The sequence below is a fragment of the Sphingomonas sp. OK281 genome, from assembly GCF_900115295.1.
Classification (GTDB): domain Bacteria; phylum Pseudomonadota; class Alphaproteobacteria; order Sphingomonadales; family Sphingomonadaceae; genus Sphingomonas.
Map to the genome: position 1 here is coordinate 728350 of NZ_FOVZ01000001.1, position 15366 is coordinate 743715.

The 15366-nt window shown below is 66.1% G+C and carries 17 protein-coding genes and 1 tRNA gene; 9 read left to right on the forward strand and 9 right to left on the reverse strand.

Going from position 1 to position 15366, the window contains the following annotated elements:
* Positions 1 to 106: 106 nt before the first annotated feature.
* The gene (locus BM244_RS03395; RefSeq protein WP_093397370.1) at positions 107 to 373 is read right to left on the reverse strand and encodes an FAD assembly factor SdhE; all 267 of its coding nucleotides are present in this window, start codon (positions 371 to 373) and stop codon (positions 107 to 109) included.
* Positions 374 to 446: 73 nt separating this feature from the next.
* Between BM244_RS03395 and recG the strand changes: the two genes are divergently transcribed.
* Positions 447 to 2498, forward strand: a complete 2052-nt coding sequence (gene recG, locus BM244_RS03400) for an ATP-dependent DNA helicase RecG (RefSeq protein WP_093397371.1) — start codon at positions 447 to 449, stop codon at positions 2496 to 2498.
* A gap of 31 nt (positions 2499 to 2529) precedes the next feature.
* Complete coding sequence (locus BM244_RS03405; RefSeq protein WP_093397373.1) at positions 2530 to 2970, forward strand: DMT family transporter; 441 nt, start codon at positions 2530 to 2532, stop codon at positions 2968 to 2970.
* Positions 2971 to 2974: 4 nt separating this feature from the next.
* On the opposite strand, the gene BM244_RS03410 is transcribed toward BM244_RS03405, so the two are convergent.
* From BM244_RS03410 to serS, 5 genes are all read right to left on the reverse strand, one after another.
* On the reverse strand, positions 2975 to 3292 hold the full coding sequence (locus tag BM244_RS03410; protein ID WP_093398084.1) for a PilZ domain-containing protein: 318 nt from the start codon (positions 3290 to 3292) through the stop codon (positions 2975 to 2977).
* 107 nt (positions 3293 to 3399) lie between these two features.
* On the reverse strand, positions 3400 to 4623 hold the full coding sequence (gene tyrS, locus BM244_RS03415; protein WP_093397374.1) for a tyrosine--tRNA ligase: 1224 nt from the start codon (positions 4621 to 4623) through the stop codon (positions 3400 to 3402).
* Between the two features lie 100 nt (positions 4624 to 4723).
* Positions 4724 to 5872: a M23 family metallopeptidase gene (locus tag BM244_RS03420; protein ID WP_093397376.1), complete on the reverse strand. Its 1149-nt coding sequence runs from the start codon at positions 5870 to 5872 to the stop codon at positions 4724 to 4726.
* Positions 5872 to 6636, reverse strand: coding sequence for a 5'/3'-nucleotidase SurE (gene surE, locus BM244_RS03425; protein WP_093397377.1), 765 nt, complete (start codon positions 6634 to 6636; stop codon positions 5872 to 5874). The genes BM244_RS03420 and surE overlap by 1 nt, the downstream gene beginning before the upstream one ends.
* Positions 6636 to 7913, reverse strand: coding sequence for a serine--tRNA ligase (serS, locus tag BM244_RS03430; RefSeq protein ID WP_093397379.1), 1278 nt, complete (start codon positions 7911 to 7913; stop codon positions 6636 to 6638). Before serS ends, surE begins: the two co-directional genes overlap by 1 nt.
* Before the next feature lie 103 nt (positions 7914 to 8016).
* Here serS and BM244_RS03435 point away from each other — a divergent pair, with 103 nt between their 5' ends.
* The 4 genes from BM244_RS03435 to BM244_RS03450 all read left to right on the forward strand — a co-directional run bounded on the left by BM244_RS03435 (position 8017) and on the right by BM244_RS03450 (position 10931).
* Positions 8017 to 8457 carry a host attachment family protein gene (locus BM244_RS03435; RefSeq protein ID WP_093397380.1) on the forward strand — a complete coding sequence of 147 codons (441 nt, stop codon included), beginning with the start codon at positions 8017 to 8019 and terminating at the stop codon, positions 8455 to 8457.
* Positions 8458 to 8542: 85 nt separating this feature from the next.
* Entirely contained in the window at positions 8543 to 9214 is a 672-nt protein-coding gene (locus BM244_RS23000) for a hypothetical protein (protein WP_175518029.1), read from the forward strand.
* Between the two features lie 701 nt (positions 9215 to 9915).
* A complete protein-coding gene (gene dksA, locus BM244_RS03445) occupies positions 9916 to 10398 on the forward strand; it encodes an RNA polymerase-binding protein DksA (RefSeq protein WP_093398085.1) in 483 nt (160 codons plus the stop codon).
* A 179-nt stretch (positions 10399 to 10577) separates the two neighbouring features.
* Positions 10578 to 10931, forward strand: coding sequence for a PilZ domain-containing protein (locus BM244_RS03450; protein ID WP_093398086.1), 354 nt, complete (start codon positions 10578 to 10580; stop codon positions 10929 to 10931).
* Between the two features lie 72 nt (positions 10932 to 11003).
* On the opposite strand, the gene BM244_RS03455 is transcribed toward BM244_RS03450, so the two are convergent.
* On the reverse strand, positions 11004 to 11159 hold the full coding sequence (locus tag BM244_RS03455) for a YdcH family protein (protein ID WP_093397381.1): 156 nt from the start codon (positions 11157 to 11159) through the stop codon (positions 11004 to 11006).
* A gap of 221 nt (positions 11160 to 11380) precedes the next feature.
* Between BM244_RS03455 and BM244_RS03460 the strand changes: the two genes are divergently transcribed.
* Both BM244_RS03460 and BM244_RS03465 read left to right on the forward strand, forming a co-directional pair.
* The gene (locus BM244_RS03460) at positions 11381 to 11578 is read left to right on the forward strand and encodes a YdcH family protein (protein ID WP_093397382.1); all 198 of its coding nucleotides are present in this window, start codon (positions 11381 to 11383) and stop codon (positions 11576 to 11578) included.
* Between the two features lie 91 nt (positions 11579 to 11669).
* Positions 11670 to 12149, forward strand: a complete 480-nt coding sequence (locus BM244_RS03465) for a DUF1465 family protein (RefSeq protein WP_254784247.1) — start codon at positions 11670 to 11672, stop codon at positions 12147 to 12149.
* Between the two features lie 43 nt (positions 12150 to 12192).
* On the opposite strand, the gene BM244_RS03470 is transcribed toward BM244_RS03465, so the two are convergent.
* Complete coding sequence (locus tag BM244_RS03470) at positions 12193 to 13152, reverse strand: NAD(P)H-dependent flavin oxidoreductase (RefSeq protein WP_093397384.1); 960 nt, start codon at positions 13150 to 13152, stop codon at positions 12193 to 12195.
* 205 nt (positions 13153 to 13357) lie between these two features.
* On the opposite strand from BM244_RS03470, the gene poxB reads away from it, so the two are divergent.
* Positions 13358 to 15106 (forward strand): ubiquinone-dependent pyruvate dehydrogenase, encoded by a 1749-nt coding sequence (gene poxB, locus BM244_RS03475; RefSeq protein ID WP_093397385.1) that lies wholly within the window; start codon positions 13358 to 13360, stop codon positions 15104 to 15106.
* A gap of 93 nt (positions 15107 to 15199) precedes the next feature.
* On the opposite strand, the gene BM244_RS03480 is transcribed toward poxB, so the two are convergent.
* A tRNA-Pro gene (locus BM244_RS03480) sits at positions 15200 to 15276 on the reverse strand.
* Positions 15277 to 15366: the final 90 nt, after the last annotated feature.

Here is a 15366-nt window from a genome sequence, read left to right on the forward strand (position 1 = left end):
CCCTGGAAGGGAGGGGCTGGGGGTGGGTTGGTATGGGGCGCGTGTCACGACCGCCAAGCGGCCGACCCACCCCCAACCCCTCCCTTCCAGGGAGGGGCGCAGAAGATTACTTCACGACCGTCACGTAGTTGATGTCGCGCATCGCCTGCATCATCGGGCCGTCCCACTGGGGCGGGCACGGAATCGAGCCGATCGCCCATCCCATGATGTCGACGTCCTGTTCCTCCAAGAGCGCCTCGAACCAGTCGAGCTCTTCCGGCGTCCACGTCCGGCCGTAGGTGGCGAAGAAGCCGCCGATCATCATGTCGGCTTCGCGGGTGCCGCGGTGCGAGCTGCGGAAGCCCAGGCGCTTGAGGCGGGTCTCGTGGTCCATCGTATCTCCAAACACGAAGAGCCGGCGACCCGCTGGCGGCGGGCGTCGGCTAGGCTATAGAGGCCAGATAGTCATGCGACCCGAAATCCTCAATCCGCTGTTCGCCGAAACCCTCGTTCTGAAAGGGGTGGGGCCTGCGCTTGCCAAGCCGCTCGACCGGCTCGGGCTCGCGCGCGTGGTCGACGTCGCCTTCCATCTGCCGACCGGCTACGTCGATCGCCTGCCGCGCACCGAGCTGATGTCGAGCGATGCGGGGCGTATCATCACGATCACGCTGACTCCGCGCGATTACAGGATCAGTGCGGGGCGGGGGCCTACGCGGGTTCAGGCAACCGACGAGCTTGGCAATTACGTCAGCTTGGTCTTCTTCGGCGGGAGTTCCGGCTGGGCGAAGAAGCTGCTGCCGATCGGCGAAGCCAAGCGGATCTCGGGCCGGCTCGACGAATACGGCCAGGAATTGCAGATCGTCCATCCCGACATCGTCGAACCTGACGAGGAGTTGCGCGAGCGTGAGCCGATCTATCCGCTGTCGGAAGGCCTCACCTCGCGGCGACTGGCGGCACTGACCACGCAGGCGGTCGCGCGCGCGCCGGACCTGCCCGAGTGGATCGAGCCGGGGCTGAAGGCGAAACGGGAATGGCCGGGCTGGCACGAGTCGCTGGAGCGCATCCACGCCGACCCATCGGACGCGAAGGCGCGCGAACGGCTTGCCTATGACGAGGTGTTCGCGAACCAGTTGGCGATGACGATCGTCCGCGCGGATACCCGCAAGCGTCGGGGCCGCGCGTTGCAAGGCGACGGGCGGCTGCGCGACCTGCTGAAGCTCCCCTACACGCTGACCGGCGCGCAATCGCGGACGGTCGGCGAGATCGAGGGCGATCTCGCGCAGACCGCGCCGATGCTACGGCTGCTGCAGGGCGATGTCGGCTCGGGCAAGACGCTGGTCGCGGCGATGGCGATGCTGATCGCGGTCGAGGCCGGCGCGCAGGCGGCGATGCTCGCGCCGACCGAGATCCTCGCGCGCCAGCATTACGAGACGCTGCGGAAAACGCTCGCCGGCCTGCCGATCGAGATCGGCGTGCTGACTGGTCGCGACAAGGGCCGCGTGCGGGAGGCGACGCTGATGGCGCTGGCGAGTGGCGAGATCGACATCCTCGTCGGCACGCACGCGATCTTCCAGGATGCGGTCGGGTACAAGGACCTCGGCCTCGTCGTGGTCGACGAGCAGCACCGCTTCGGCGTCGCGCAACGGATGACGTTGCAGGCCAAGGGTGTCGCACCGCCGCACCTGCTGGCGATGACCGCGACGCCGATCCCGCGCACGCTGACGCTCGCGCAATATGGCGAGATGGATGTAAGCCGCCTAGACGAAATGCCGCCGGGCCGCCAGCCGATCGAGACGCGCGTGATCTCCGAGGACCGGCTCGACGACGTGGTCAACGCGCTGGGGCGCCACCTTGCGGATGGCGGGCAGGCATACTGGGTGTGCCCACTGGTCGAGGAGAGCGAGAAGAGCGACCTTGCCGCCGCCGAGATGCGCGCGGAAGTGCTACGCGCGCGGTTCGGGGACAAGGTCGCGCTCGTCCACGGCCGCATGAAGCCCGCGGAAAAGGACGCGGTGATGGCCGAGTTCTCCGCCGCGCGCACCTCGGTCCTCGTCGCGACGACGGTGATCGAGGTCGGCGTCGACGTCCCCAACGCGACGCTGATCGTGATCGAGCACGCCGACCGCTTCGGCCTCGCCCAACTCCACCAGCTCCGCGGGCGGGTAGGGCGCGGCACCGGGCGATCGATCTGCCTGCTGATGCGCGGATCGTCGCTCAGCGAGACATCGCGCGCGCGCCTTGCCCTGATGCGCGAGACTAACGACGGCTTCCGCATCGCCGAGGAGGACCTCCGCCTCCGTGGCGCGGGCGAACTGCTCGGCACGAAACAATCGGGCGAGATGGCGTTCCGGCTCGCGACTCCGGACATGATGGCCGACCTGTTGCAATGCGCGCACGATGACGCGCGGCTACTGATCGATCGCGACGGTGGGTTGGAAGGGCCGAGAGGGCAGGCGGCGCGCACCGCGCTCTATCTGTTCGACCGCGACGCCGGCGTGGCGCTGCTCCGCTCGGGTTGACCTTCGCAAGGCGAGCGGTCACGGACCCGACATGGCCGCCTTGTTCCCGATCATCGTCGTACTTCTCGCCGGCATCGGCCTCGCGATCCAGCCGCCCACCAACGCCGCGCTGGTCAAGGCGTCCGGGTCGCTCTGGCTCGGATCGCTCGTGTCGTTTGCCGTGGGTACGATCGTGCTGTTCGGCGTGTGGGCGGCGACCGACCGGACGATGCCGGCGGCCTTGAAAGGCGCGCCGGGCTGGGCATGGCTTGGTGGCCTGTACGGCGCGTGTTTCGTTGCTGCGCTAGCCTATGCAACGCCGCGACTGGGGCTCGCGTCGGCCCTTACGCTTGCGGTCGCGAGCCAACTCGTCACGGCGCTGATCCTCGATCGGTTCGGGCTGCTCGGGCTCAGCCAGCAGCCGATCAGCATGGCGCGGCTTGCCGGCGTCGCGCTGGTGATCGGCGGCGTGGTGCTGGTCCGCGCCGGCTAACGCCTCAGGCGTGGCGGATCATGACCGAAAGCATCCCGTAATAGTCCGAAAGCGGCAAAACCTGCCGCAGCTCGCATCCGATCCGCCCGCCGAGCGACCAGCGTACGACCGCATCGACGTCGCCGACGATCGGCAACTGGATACGGAGCGAATCGCCCGCTTTGGGACTGCCCTCGCACCGCGCCATCAGTCCGCTGGCGGACATGTTGACCAGCACCAGTTTCATGGCGTGCCCCGCCGCGTCGACGGCACGCGTGCCATGCATCACCTCGTCGCGCGGCGCACCGCGGACATCCTGAACGGCCATTGCATAACTCGGCATCGATCGTTCCTCCGTCATCAATACCGCATCAACCTAGGGTGCACGCAGTGAACCCGATCGGAACGGTCATGCTTAACGGCGTGTACTTCGAAACGAGAATGCGTCTATTACGAAGGGGTTAGCATCCCATGTCGTTTCTTTCCGAGGCTCAGGCGCACGGGTGATGCGACATCGATGCTGGTCGTCGGTTCGCGCACCGGTTCGCCGTCAACCCGCACCGCGCCCTCGGCGATTTTCCGCCGCGCTTCGCCGTTGGAGGCGACGAAGCCGAGTGCGACGAGCGCCTCGACGATACCGATCGTGCCGCTCGAGACAGCAAAGCTCGGCAACGAGTCACCCGACGCGCCTTCCTCGAACGTCTTCCGCGCAGTCTCGGCGGCCTGTTCGGCAGCATCGCGACCGCGGCACATCGCGGTCGCTTCGTTGGCGAGCACGATTTTGGCAGCGTTGATCTCCGCGCCTTCGAGCGCCTCGAGACGCGCGATCTCGTCGAGCGGGAGGTCGGTGAACAGCTTCAGGAAGCGGCCGACGTCGCGATCGTCGGTGTTGCGCCAGAACTGCCAGTAATCGAAGTGCGGCAGCTGATCCTCGTGCAACCAGACCGCGCCCGACATCGTCTTGCCCATCTTGCCGCCGTCCGCCGTGGTGATCAGCGGGGTGGTGACGCCGTAGACTTCGGTCGAGTCCATCCGACGCGCGAGTTCGATGCCGTTGACGATGTTGCCCCACTGGTCCGAGCCGCCCATCTGCAACCGGCATTCGGCGCGGCGCGACAGTTCGAGGAAGTCGTACGCCTGCAGGATCATGTAGTTGAATTCGAGGAAGCTCAGCGACTGTTCGCGGTCGAGCCGGAGCTTGACCGAGTCGAAGGCAAGCATCCGGTTGACCGAGAAATGCTGGCCAACGTCGCGCAGGAACGGGATGTATTCGAGCGCGTCGAGCCACTCGGCATTGTCGAGCATCACCGCGTCGGTGGGCCCGTCGCCGAAGGTCAGGAAGCGTTCGAAGATGCGACGGATCGACGCGACGTTGGCCTTGATCCCGTCCTCGCCGAGCAGCTTGCGCGCTTCGTCCTTGAAGCTCGGGTCGCCGATCTTGCCGGTGCCGCCGCCCATCAGGACGATCGGCTTGTGCCCGGTCTGCTGGAGCCGGCGGAGCAGCATGATCTGGACGAGGCTGCCGACATGCAGCGACGGTGCGGTCGGATCGAAGCCGATATAGCCGGGCACCACCTGTTTGCCGGCGAGCGCATCGAGCGCGGCCGCATCGGTCATCTGGTGGACATAGCCGCGCGAGGTCAGCGTGGTGAGCAGGTCGGACTGGTAGGTCATGGTGCGTCTCGTTCCCCTTCCGCTTGCGGGAGGGGTTAGGGGAAGGGCTTCTTCGCCCCCATGCCCTCCCCCGACCCCTCCCGCAAGCGGGAGGGGAGAATCACGTTCGCGGCAACTGCGACGTTGGATCTACGGGCGTCCGCCCTTTGCGCAGTTCGAAGTGCAGTTCGGGACGATCCGCAAACCCGGTATCCCCCGACAGCGCGATCGTCTGGCCTCGCTTGACGCTCTGCCCGCGTTGCACGAGCAGCTTCGACGCGTGGCCGTAGACGCTCGTCCAGCCGCCGCCGTGCTTGATGATGACCAGCCCGCCGAGCGCGGCGATGCCGTCGCCGACATACGCGACGACGCCATCCGCGGCCGCGTGGATAGGGGTCGAGACCGGTACCGCGATCTTGATGCCGTCATTGCGCTCGCCGCTCGCGCCGTGTCCGAAGCGTTTCACGACCTTGCCGTCGACTGGCCAGAGAAACCCGCCGCTTGCGAGACGCGCCGGCGCAGTCACGACGGCGTTCGACGGCAGCACCCGGCGCGGCGTCGCGATCGGTCTCGCCGGCGCCTGATTGCTGGCGAGTGCAGGCTCGCCGCCGGTGAGGATGTCGTCGATGTCGAGCGTGAAGGCGCGCGCGCGTTCGGAAGCACTGGCAGTGCCGCCGCTGGCGTCGCCAGGGATCTGGATACGCTGGTCGGCGCGCAGCACGTACGGTTCGACGAGCGCGTTCGCCGTGACGATCCGCGACCATTCGACGCCGTACGCGCGCGCGATCGCGATGCCGGTCTCGCCGCGGCGGACCTGGTGATAGCGCCCGCCGGGAATCTGCAACCGCTGGCCGGCCCGGATCGAATAGGGCGAGTCGAGGTTGTTTGCGCGCGCGATAGCCTCGAGGCCCGCACCGCTGCGATCCGCCACCCGGCTCAGCGTATCGCCGGGCCGCACGACATAGGTCGTGTCGGGGATCGTCGTCGCATCGGCATTGACCGGCCGCGCCTCCCAGGCGGGGCGCGGGGCGGGCAGGGTGGTGACCTCGCCGGTATCGCGTCCCGGAATATCCTGCGGCGGCCTATCCTCGCGCGCCCTGTCCTCGCGCGGCGTATCCTCAAGTGTGCGTGGCGGATCGTCGCGGCGGGGCGGCGGATCTCGGTACGGGCGCGGTGGCGCATTGCCGTAGCCGGCGGGACGATCGACGTGCGGAATGCACGCGGTCAGCGCGAGCGTCGCCAGCGAAACCAGGACGCCCGCACGCCGCATCAACGATAGGCTTTCGCGAGCATATCCATCGATTCGAAGTGCGTCAGGTCGAGGTGCAGCGGCGTGACCGATACATATCCGGCCGCCGTCGCTTCGAGGTCGGTCGCGTGCGCTGGGGTCTCGACGGTCCGGCCAAGCGCGAACCAGTGATACTCGTAGCCGCGGGGATCAGTGTTGCTGACGATCTGCAACCGGCCATAGTCGCGCAAGCCCTGACCGACGACGCGCACGCCCTTCACCGCATCGGCCGGGCCGGCGGGGAAGTTGACGTTGACCAACGTCCGCGGGGCGAGCGGCGCGTCGACCAGCGGTCGCAGCACGCGCTCGCCCCAGGCGGCGGCGGCCTCGAACGGCACGCTGTCGCCCATGCCCTCGCGGCTGTAGATCTGGCTCAGCGCGATCGACCGGATGCCGCCCAGCGCACCCTCCATCGCCGCCGAGACGGTGCCTGAGTAGGTCACGTCCTCGGCAAGGTTCGCACCGCGGTTGACGCCGGACAGGATCAGGTCGGGCGGGCAGTCCTTCATGATCTTGGCCAGCGCCATCATCACCGCGTCGGTCGGCGTGCCCGCGACGGCATATCGCTTCTCGCCGTGCTTTCGCACCCGGATGGGCCGTGAGAGCGTCAGCGAATGCCCCGCGCCCGACTGTTCGTCGGCGGGCGCCACAACCCAGATGTCGTCGGACAGCGTCCTGGCGATCGTCTCCAGTATTTTGAGGCCGGGCGCGTGATAGCCGTCGTCGTTGGTGAGCAGGATCCGCATCAGCGCTTCGGCTCCAATATGGTCAGCCCGCCGAGGTACGGCTGGAGCACCGTCGGTACCGCGACCGATCCGTCCTCCTGCTGGTAATTCTCCAGCACCGCGACCAGCGTCCTCCCGACCGCGAGTGCCGAGCCGTTGAGCGTGTGGACGAACCGCGTGCCCTTCTCGCCTTCGGGCCGATAGCGCGCGTTCATGCGGCGCGCCTGGAAATCGGTGCAGGTCGAGACGCTGCTGATCTCACGATAGCGCGCCTGGCCCGGCAGCCAGACTTCGAGATCGTAGGTGCGTGCCGCGGTGAAGCCCATATCGCCCGTGCATAGGAGCATCCGCCTGAACGGTAGCTGCAACGCGTCGAGTACGCCTTCCGCGCACGCCGTCATGCGCTCATGCTCGGCCTCGGACATGTCGGGGGTGACGATCGAGACCATCTCGACCTTGTCGAACTGATGTTGGCGAATGTAGCCGCGCGTGTCGCGGCCGGCGGCCCCCGCCTCGGAGCGGAAGCACGGTGTCAGCGCGGTAAAGCGCAGCGGCAGTTCGGCCTCACTGAGGATCTGTTCGCGGACGATGTTGGTAAGGCTCACCTCGGCGGTCGGGATCAGCCAGCGGCCGTCGGTAGTGCGGAACAGGTCCTCCGAGAACTTGGGGAGTTGGCCGGTACCGAATACGGCCTCGTCGCGGACGAGAAGCGGCGGCGAGACCTGCTCGAAGCCAGCGTCGGCGACGTGATCGAGCATGAACTGGCCAAGCGCTCGTTGCAGCTTGGCGGCAGGTCCGCGGACGAGCGTGAAGCGCGCGCCCGACATCGCCGCGCCGGTCTCGAAATCGAGGCCGATCGCAGGACCGATCGCGTCATGCTCGCGCGCCGCGAAGGCGAACGTCGTTGGCGTGCCACGCGTGTGGACGAGCGCGTTGTCGTCCTCGCCACCGCCTTCCGGCACATCGGCAGCGGGAAGGTTGGGGATCGCGGCCAGCATGGCTTGAAGTTCGCCACCCAGCCGGGCTTCCTCCGCCTCCAGCGCGGGCAGCGCTTCCTTCAGGGTCGCAACCTCGGTCATCAGCGCCTGCGCCTTGGCTTCGTCCTTCTGCGCCTTGGCCTGGCCGATCGCCTTCGACAGTTCGTTGCGGCGGGTCTGCGCGGTCTGCGAGTCCGCGATCGTCGCGCGGCGCTGCTCGTCGAGCGTTACCAGCGAGGCGGACTGCGGTGCGACCCCCCGCTTGGCGAGGGCGGCGTCGAAGGCGGCGGGATCGTCGCGGATCAGGCGTATGTCGTGCATGGCTGGGCTATGCCGAGGGCGAGGGGCGTGCGCAAGGCGGCGCAACCTCCCCGGCAGGCGGCGCGTTCATCCCGCATACGCATAGCGAAAAGGAGAGACCCGCATGCATCTTCCCCACAACTCCGTCGTGCTCGTCGCGGACGGCCGGAAAATGCTGTTCCTGCGCAACGAGGGCGATGCCGAGTTCCCCAATCTCGTCGTCGAAAACGCGCAGGAGCAGGACAATCCGGCGACGCGCGACCAGGCGACCGATTCAGCAGGACGCGCCTCGTCGCCGCAAGGTGGTGTGCAGAGCTCTGTAGAGCCGACCGACTTCCACCAGATCGAGGAAGATCGCTTCGTCGCCGACGCCGCCGACTTCCTGAAGACGGGGGCGCTGAAGAACACATACGACTCGCTGATCGTCATCGCGCCGCCGAAGACGCTTGGCGAACTGCGCAAGCATTATCACAAAGAAGTCACCAGCCGCCTCAAGGGCGAACTTGACAAGGACCTGACCGGGCATCCGATCAAGGACATCGAGAAGGCGCTCCAGAACGCCTGAACCACAGGCACAAAAAAGCCCCGCTGGATCAGGTCCGGCGGGGCTTTTCCGTTATTCCAATACTTAGGCCGCAATCGCCTTTGGCTTGGCGAAGCGCTTGCGAGCGACCAGCGCCGCTGCTGCCGCGCCGAACAGCAACACCATCGGCGGGGCGGGCACGGGAGCAGGCGGGCCACCGCTTGAGCCTGTGCTGCCGCTCGAACTCGCGCTGCTCGCACTCGAGGCGCTGCTGGCACTGCTTGCGCTCGATCCGCTGCTGGCGGACGAGCCGCTGCTGCCCGAGGACGCGGAACTGCCCGACGATCCGTTCGAACTCCAGCCACCGGTAGAGTTCCAGCCACCGCTCGATCCCCAACCCTTGCTGCTCGATCCATACCCCGACGAGCTACCGCTGCTGGCTGACGAAGCCGACGATGCGGACGAAGCCGACGAAGCGCTGCTCGACGACGTGGACACGTTGCCGCTCGATGACGACGATACGTCGCCGCTCGAACCGCCCGACGCGGACGAGACGTTGCCGCTGGAGCCGCCGGAGGACGAGGTGCTCGATACCTCTGCACCGCCGGTGCTGCTCGAAGACCCTCCGGTCGAGGTCGATCCGCCGCTCGACGTCGACGAGATCACGACGCTGCCGCTCGATCCGCCGCTGCCGCCGAAGCCGCCACCGAAACCGCCGCCAAAGCCGCTGCCGCTGAAGAAACCGCCGCTACCGCCGACGACGGCGGGGGCCGCCCCAGCACCGCCTCCACCGATATAGCCATTGCCAGGGTCCGGAACAGGCACAGGCGCGGCGTTCGCGACTGTCACGATCGTCGGTGCGCAGGTCGTCCGCGTCGTGGTCGTCACGCGACGGACATGCGGGCGCCGCACCGCCGCGATCTGCGGTCGGGCAATGCGCTTGACGAGGACGCGCTTGGTGTTGGCGGTTCGGTTGGAACTCTCGGCGACATGCACGGCGCCGCCGCCGATCAGGGCACCGCCACATGCGCATGCGCACAATTTCGCCAAGGCCATCCGCACTGACATATCGTCACTCTTTCGTTGCCGACATTTTTTGCTGGGTGTCGGATCCCCGTTACAGCACGCAGATGCCGCTATCCGACTAACTGCAAAACAAACCGTTAAGTGCAAGACGGTTAACCACATTCCGGATGGTAAAAGAAGAATTTACTTCAAGCCGTGACACGACGTGATCCTTAACGTGCCGGCATGGGACAGAAGTTCGTCGTTTACCGTCCGGGCGATCGGTTGGCGCGATCGATACGTCCCGTTCGCGCAAATCAAATCCTTCGCGCAACCATGATCCAGGTCAGTATCATAAAATGTCGTAGACGGCGTTGTATGCGCAAGTCCGGTCGCTTGTGGTCGGCAGGGCGTACGACTATAGGCGCTTTCACCATCTGGGGGCGACATCTGGAGATCGGCGAGGTCGATCCGACGATGTCAGAGGAGAATGGTATGGCGACCGTGATGAATCGTATGAACGATACCGGAAGTTTCGATCGCGATGCGGCGAATGACGCTGCGGATGACCAATCGTCGGCAGGATACCGGCCGGAGGCGGACGAGCCGTTCATGAGCCTGAAGCAGCAGGCGTATTTCCGCCGCAAGCTTCAGGTATGGAAGGATGCGATCCTCCGGGAATCGCAGGAGACGTTGTCGCAGTTGCAGGTCGATTCGCTGCGGGAAGCCGACTTGACCGATCGCGCATCGAGCGAGACCGACTGGTCGATCGAACTGCGCACGCGCGATCGCCAGCGCAAGCTCGTATCGAAGATCGAGGCGGCGATCCGTCGGATCGACGAAGGCGAATATGGCTATTGCGAAGTGACCGGCGAGCCGATCAGCCTTGCACGGCTCGAGGCGCGGCCGATCGCGACGATGACGGTCGAGGCTCAGGAACGTCACGAGCGGAACGAGAAGGTCTCGCGCGAGGATTGAACGGCCACGCATCGGGCGGAAGCATTCGCTGGAGGCAGGCTTGGATGCGACCGTGCAGACTTTAAGGATGTGCGGCGGCGGAACAGGCGGTATGCGGGATCGCGTATGGACAGCTTCAATCGCATACGGGTGAACCAAGGGTCGCATGTCGTATGGCATGCATCGATTCGGAAACCTGCATGACCGACCCGACAGACCCTCCCGTCGATGGCGTCGACGGCAAGCGCCAGCGGGCGCGCGACAGCCTGCTCCTGATGGCGGAGTTGCAGTTGGGCGGCGAGACGCGGATCCGTGAGGGGCGGGTGCGCAACCTGTCCGAGGGTGGCCTGATGATCGAGCTCGACAAGGCGGTCGAGGTCGGAACGTCGATCCTCCTGAGACTTCGGGGGATCGGCGAGGTATCGGGCAAGATCGCCTGGTATACGGCGGGTCGAGCAGGCGTTGCACTCGATGTGCCGATCGATCCGAAGATGGCGCGCAAGCCGGTCGGACCAAGGCCGGAAGGTAAGCTGTTCGAAATCAAGGCACCCTGATCGCGCCGTGGGTCGACACGGCGGCCAGCGCTTACGCCCCCAGTCGGAACACCGGGGGCGGCTGTAGCGGTGTTACAGGTTTACGATCTCTTCTTTCAGCCGGAGCTTCTGCTTCTTGAGACTCGCGAGCACGTTCGCGTCGGGCAGCGGGCGATGGATCTCGTCGGCGATCCGCTGATCCAGCACGGCGTGCTTGGTTTCCAGGGCTGTCTGATGAGTCGTCTGCACGGTGGGATGCCTCCTGCATTCGGGTTGGGGAGCGAAGTAAACCACTCCGTCACGGAAATGTCTTCATCCGAAATCGATCGAATCGATTGATCGAGGCATTTTGGGCGACGACCCGATTCAGCCTGTCGTCGCGAACCCATCGGTCGCGATCGGTTTAACACTCGCGTGTCGCTGCGCATTTGCTAAGGACGCGGCGGTAGCGGCACAAACCGGGGGCTGAGGTGGACGACGCGCAGATCAGGATACGACTGGACGGGATGCGGATCGAGCACCGCGACCTGGACGATGCCATCGCGGCGCTGGCGATGGCGACAACTCCCGACCAGCTTCAGATGGCGAGGCTCAAGAAGCGCAAGCTGCGGCTGCGTGACGAGATCGCCATGCTGGAAGACCATCTCATCCCGGATATCATCGCCTGACCGACATGCCCGCGTGCGTCCAGAAATTGTAGCGTTTTGGGACGGATAGTAGTTAACGAGTGGTTAACTCGGATGCCCGAATTGTAAAGATATGGCATTTGCGATCGGGATGACGAACGCCGGCCCTGAAATGCGCATGCACCACCGCCTGATCGATGCGTTGTATTCCGAAGCGATGCTGCTGGCCGATGAAGCCCGCGACTATTTCGACGAGGGTGGACGGATCGAGCGCGACTCGCTTGATCCCCCGACGCGGGTGCGGTTCAGCTGCGAATCGCTGAAGGTCACGACCCGGCTGATGCATGTAATTGCCTGGTTCCTGGTCCAGCGCGCGGTTCGCGCCGGTGAACTGGAGTTCCGCGACGCGCTGGACCCGGCGCGGCGGCTAGGCGATGCGCCCGAGACCGAGCAGGTCGTGATCGATGCGCTACCGTCTAAGGCCCGGTATCTCATTCAGTCCAGCATCGACCTGCATCGCCGGGTTACGGTGCTGGATCTGGCGCAGGATGCGCCGATCGTCAGCGCGAGCCCGGCGCTGTCGATGCAACGCCGCCTCGCCAGCGCGTTTTAGGAACCAGCCGGCAACGGCTGTTGAGCGGGCTCCGGTACGGCGTTCAGAGCGCGAGACGCGCCCGGGCAGCGCGATATTCGCGTTCCAGGCGATCGACACGCAGCGCCACGCTCTCGACTTCGGTCACTGCGCCGATGCCCTGGCCCGAGCCCCAGATGTCGCGCCATGCCTTCGGCTTGGAGCCGTTGCCGCCGCCAAAATCCATCGTCTTCAGGTCGCCCTCGGGCAGTGCATCGGGATCCATCCCCGCCGCGACGATCGAGGCGCGCAGATAGTTGCCGTGAACCCCCGTGAACAGGTTCGAATAGACGATGTCGGATGCTCGGCCCGCGACGATGCCGTCCTTGTACGCCTCGTCCGCATTGGCCTCGGTGGTCGCGATGAACGGCGATCCGATATAGCCGAAGTCCGCACCCATCGCCTGGGCTGCAAGCACTGCGTCGCCGGTCGCGATCGATCCGGACAGCGCGAGGGGGCCGTCGAACCACTGGCGGATTTCCTGGACGATCGCGAACGGCGACAGGCGACCGGCATGGCCACCGGCACCGGCGGCGACGGCGATCAGGCCGTCGGCGCCTTTCTCGATGGCCTTGCGCGCGAACCGGTCGTCGATCACGTCGTGCAGCGTGATCCCGCCCCAGCCGTGCACCGCGGTGTTCAGGTCTTCGCGGGCGCCGAGCGACGTGATGACGATCGGCACCTGCCACTTCGCACAGGTTGCGAGATCGCTTTCGAGCCTATCGTTGGATTTGTGGACGATCTGGTTGACCGCGAACGGCGCGGCGGGCCGGTCCGGGTTGGCACGGTTGTGCGCGCTGAGTTCCTCGGTGATGCGGTGCAGCCATTCGTCGAGCATGGCCTGCGGCCGCGCGTTGAGCGCCGGGAACGATCCGACGATCCCGGCCTTGCACTGCGCGATCACCAGGTCGGGACCCGAGATGATGAAGAGCGGCGACCCGATCACGGGCAGTCGCAGGTTTTTTAGAATAGCGGGTACGGTCATGCCCGATTGCTAGCGCAAGTGCGCGGCGCGGGCTAGATGCCGCGTCATCGCCAGCGCCCAACGGTTCGGCAGCGTTCCGGTGCGTAACCGAAATGCGAAAGCGGATGCACGATCTGCAGGTGCATCCCGATCGCGCCTCGCCGCGTTTGTTGCCCGCCCGTCGCGCCGATCGAGGCAGTTCTTCTTCACGCCTGGAGCCATTCCCATGTCCAAGACCATCATCGCCGATCTGTTCGCCGAAACGCTGCATCTCGCGGGCGTGGAGCGGATCTACGGCGTCGTCGGCGACAGTCTCAACGGCCTTACCGACAGCTTGCGCCGGCAAGGCAAGATCGAGTGGATCCACGTCCGCAACGAGGAGGCCGCAGCGTTCGCCGCCGGTGCCGAGGCGCAACTGACCGGCAAGCTTGCCGTCTGTGCAGGGTCGTGCGGACCTGGCAACATGCACCTCATCAACGGCCTGTACGACTGCCACCGGACTCGCGTGCCCGTGCTGGCGATCGCCGCACAGGTGCCAAGCGGCGAGGTCGGCTCGAACTATTTCCAGGAGACGCGGCCCGAGGCGCTGTTCCGCGAGTGCAGCGTATATTGCGAGACGATCTCCGACGCTGACCAGATGCCTCGCACACTGGAAACGGCGATTCGTGCCGCGGTCGGCCATCGCGGCGTCTCGGTCGTGGCCATGCCCGGCGATGTCGCGCTGCGTTCGACCACGGGTATGCTCGCGCGCTCGGCCGGCGCGCTGTTGCCGTCGCGATCGATGACGGTGCCGGAGGAGGCGCAGATCGCCGAACTAGCCGCGCTGCTCAACGGCGCGCAGAAGGTGACGATCCTGGCGGGGCGGGGGTGTCGGACCGCGCATGCCGAACTGGTGAAGCTCGCCGAAATCCTGCAGGCGCCGATCGTGCATGCGCTCGGCGGCAAGGAATTCGTCGAGTACGACAATCCCTATGACGTCGGCATGACCGGGCTGATCGGCTTCTCGAGCGGCTACGATGCGATGATGGCCTGCGACGTGTTGCTGATGCTCGGCACCGACTTTCCCTATCGCCAATTCTATCCCGAAAAGGCGAAGGTCGCGCAGATCGACCTGCTCCCGGAAAATCTCGGCCGACGGACGGCGATCGATATCGGCCTGGTCGGCGATGTCGGCGCCACGCTCACAGCGCTCATGCCGAAACTGACCGGCGCGCGCGACGGCAGCTTCCTGAAAACTGCGCTCGACAATTACGCGAAGTCGCGCGAGGGGCTCGACGATCTCGCCGATGGTACGCCCGGCAGCGGCGTGATCCATCCGCAGCACGTCGCGCGCGTCCTCAGCGAGCAGGCGGCGGACGATGCGGTCTTCGCCTGCGACGTCGGCACGCCGACGGTGTGGGCCGCGCGCTATCTCAAGATGAACGGCCGTCGTCGCCTGATCGGATCGTTCAATCACGGTTCGATGGCAAACGCTTTGCCGCAGGCGATCGGCGTGCAGGCGGCCTATCCGGCGCGGCAGGTCGTGACGCTGTCCGGCGATGGCGGCCTGGCGATGCTGATGGGCGAGTTGCTGACGGTGCGGCAACTCGGCCTGCCGGTGAAGATTATCGTCTTCAACAACGGCACGCTCGGCTTCGTCGAGATGGAGATGAAGGCGGCGGGACTGGTCGAGACGGGCGTTGCGCTCGACAATCCGGACTTCGCCGCGATGGCGCGCGCGATCGGGCTGCACGGCGTGCGGGTCACCGATCCGGGCGAAGTCGAGGCGGGTATTCGCGACGTGCTGGCGCATCCGGGGCCGGCGCTGCTCGACGCGGTCACCGCGCGGACCGAACTGTCGATGCCCCCCAAGATCACGCTGGAGCAGATGAAGGGCTTCACGCTGTACATGGCGAAGGCGATCATCAGCGGCCGCGGCGACGAAGTGGTCGAGCTGGGCAAGACCAATGTCGGGTTGTTGAAGCGCCTGTTCTGACGGGGCGGCGTGGCGGCGCATCCACCGGGATGCGCCGACTGCCACGATGAACTTCGGGGAAAATGCGGAGGCCGCGCTCCGCTAAATCGGCAATGGTCGGGGCGATAGGATTCGAACCTACGACCCCTGGACCCCGAGACCAGTGCGCTACCAGACTGCGCCACGCCCCGACAACATTGCCGGTGAGCGCCCTAGCCGCGACATCCCGAACGTTCAAGACAATTATGGAGTGTGTCCGCGATCTATCGCGCACGCGGCGT

Bases quoted from the DNA above. Each gene is read 5' to 3' on its own strand.
- BM244_RS03395 (WP_093397370.1), bottom strand. From the start codon at position 373: ATGGACCACGAGACCCGCCTCAAGCGCCTGGGCTTCCGCAGCTCGCAC.
- recG (WP_093397371.1), top strand. From the start codon at position 447: ATGCGACCCGAAATCCTCAATCCGCTGTTCGCCGAAACCCTCGTTCTG.
- BM244_RS03405 (WP_093397373.1), top strand. From the start codon at position 2,530: ATGGCCGCCTTGTTCCCGATCATCGTCGTACTTCTCGCCGGCATCGGC.
- BM244_RS03410 (WP_093398084.1), bottom strand. From the start codon at position 3,292: ATGCCGAGTTATGCAATGGCCGTTCAGGATGTCCGCGGTGCGCCGCGC.
- tyrS (WP_093397374.1), bottom strand. From the start codon at position 4,623: ATGACCTACCAGTCCGACCTGCTCACCACGCTGACCTCGCGCGGCTAT.
- BM244_RS03420 (WP_093397376.1), bottom strand. From the start codon at position 5,872: ATGCGGCGTGCGGGCGTCCTGGTTTCGCTGGCGACGCTCGCGCTGACC.
- surE (WP_093397377.1), bottom strand. From the start codon at position 6,636: ATGCGGATCCTGCTCACCAACGACGACGGCTATCACGCGCCCGGCCTC.
- serS (WP_093397379.1), bottom strand. From the start codon at position 7,913: ATGCACGACATACGCCTGATCCGCGACGATCCCGCCGCCTTCGACGCC.
- BM244_RS03435 (WP_093397380.1), top strand. From the start codon at position 8,017: ATGCATCTTCCCCACAACTCCGTCGTGCTCGTCGCGGACGGCCGGAAA.
- dksA (WP_093398085.1), top strand. From the start codon at position 9,916: ATGGCGACCGTGATGAATCGTATGAACGATACCGGAAGTTTCGATCGC.
- BM244_RS03450 (WP_093398086.1), top strand. From the start codon at position 10,578: ATGACCGACCCGACAGACCCTCCCGTCGATGGCGTCGACGGCAAGCGC.
- BM244_RS03465 (WP_254784247.1), top strand. From the start codon at position 11,670: ATGGCATTTGCGATCGGGATGACGAACGCCGGCCCTGAAATGCGCATG.
- BM244_RS03470 (WP_093397384.1), bottom strand. From the start codon at position 13,152: ATGACCGTACCCGCTATTCTAAAAAACCTGCGACTGCCCGTGATCGGG.
- poxB (WP_093397385.1), top strand. From the start codon at position 13,358: ATGTCCAAGACCATCATCGCCGATCTGTTCGCCGAAACGCTGCATCTC.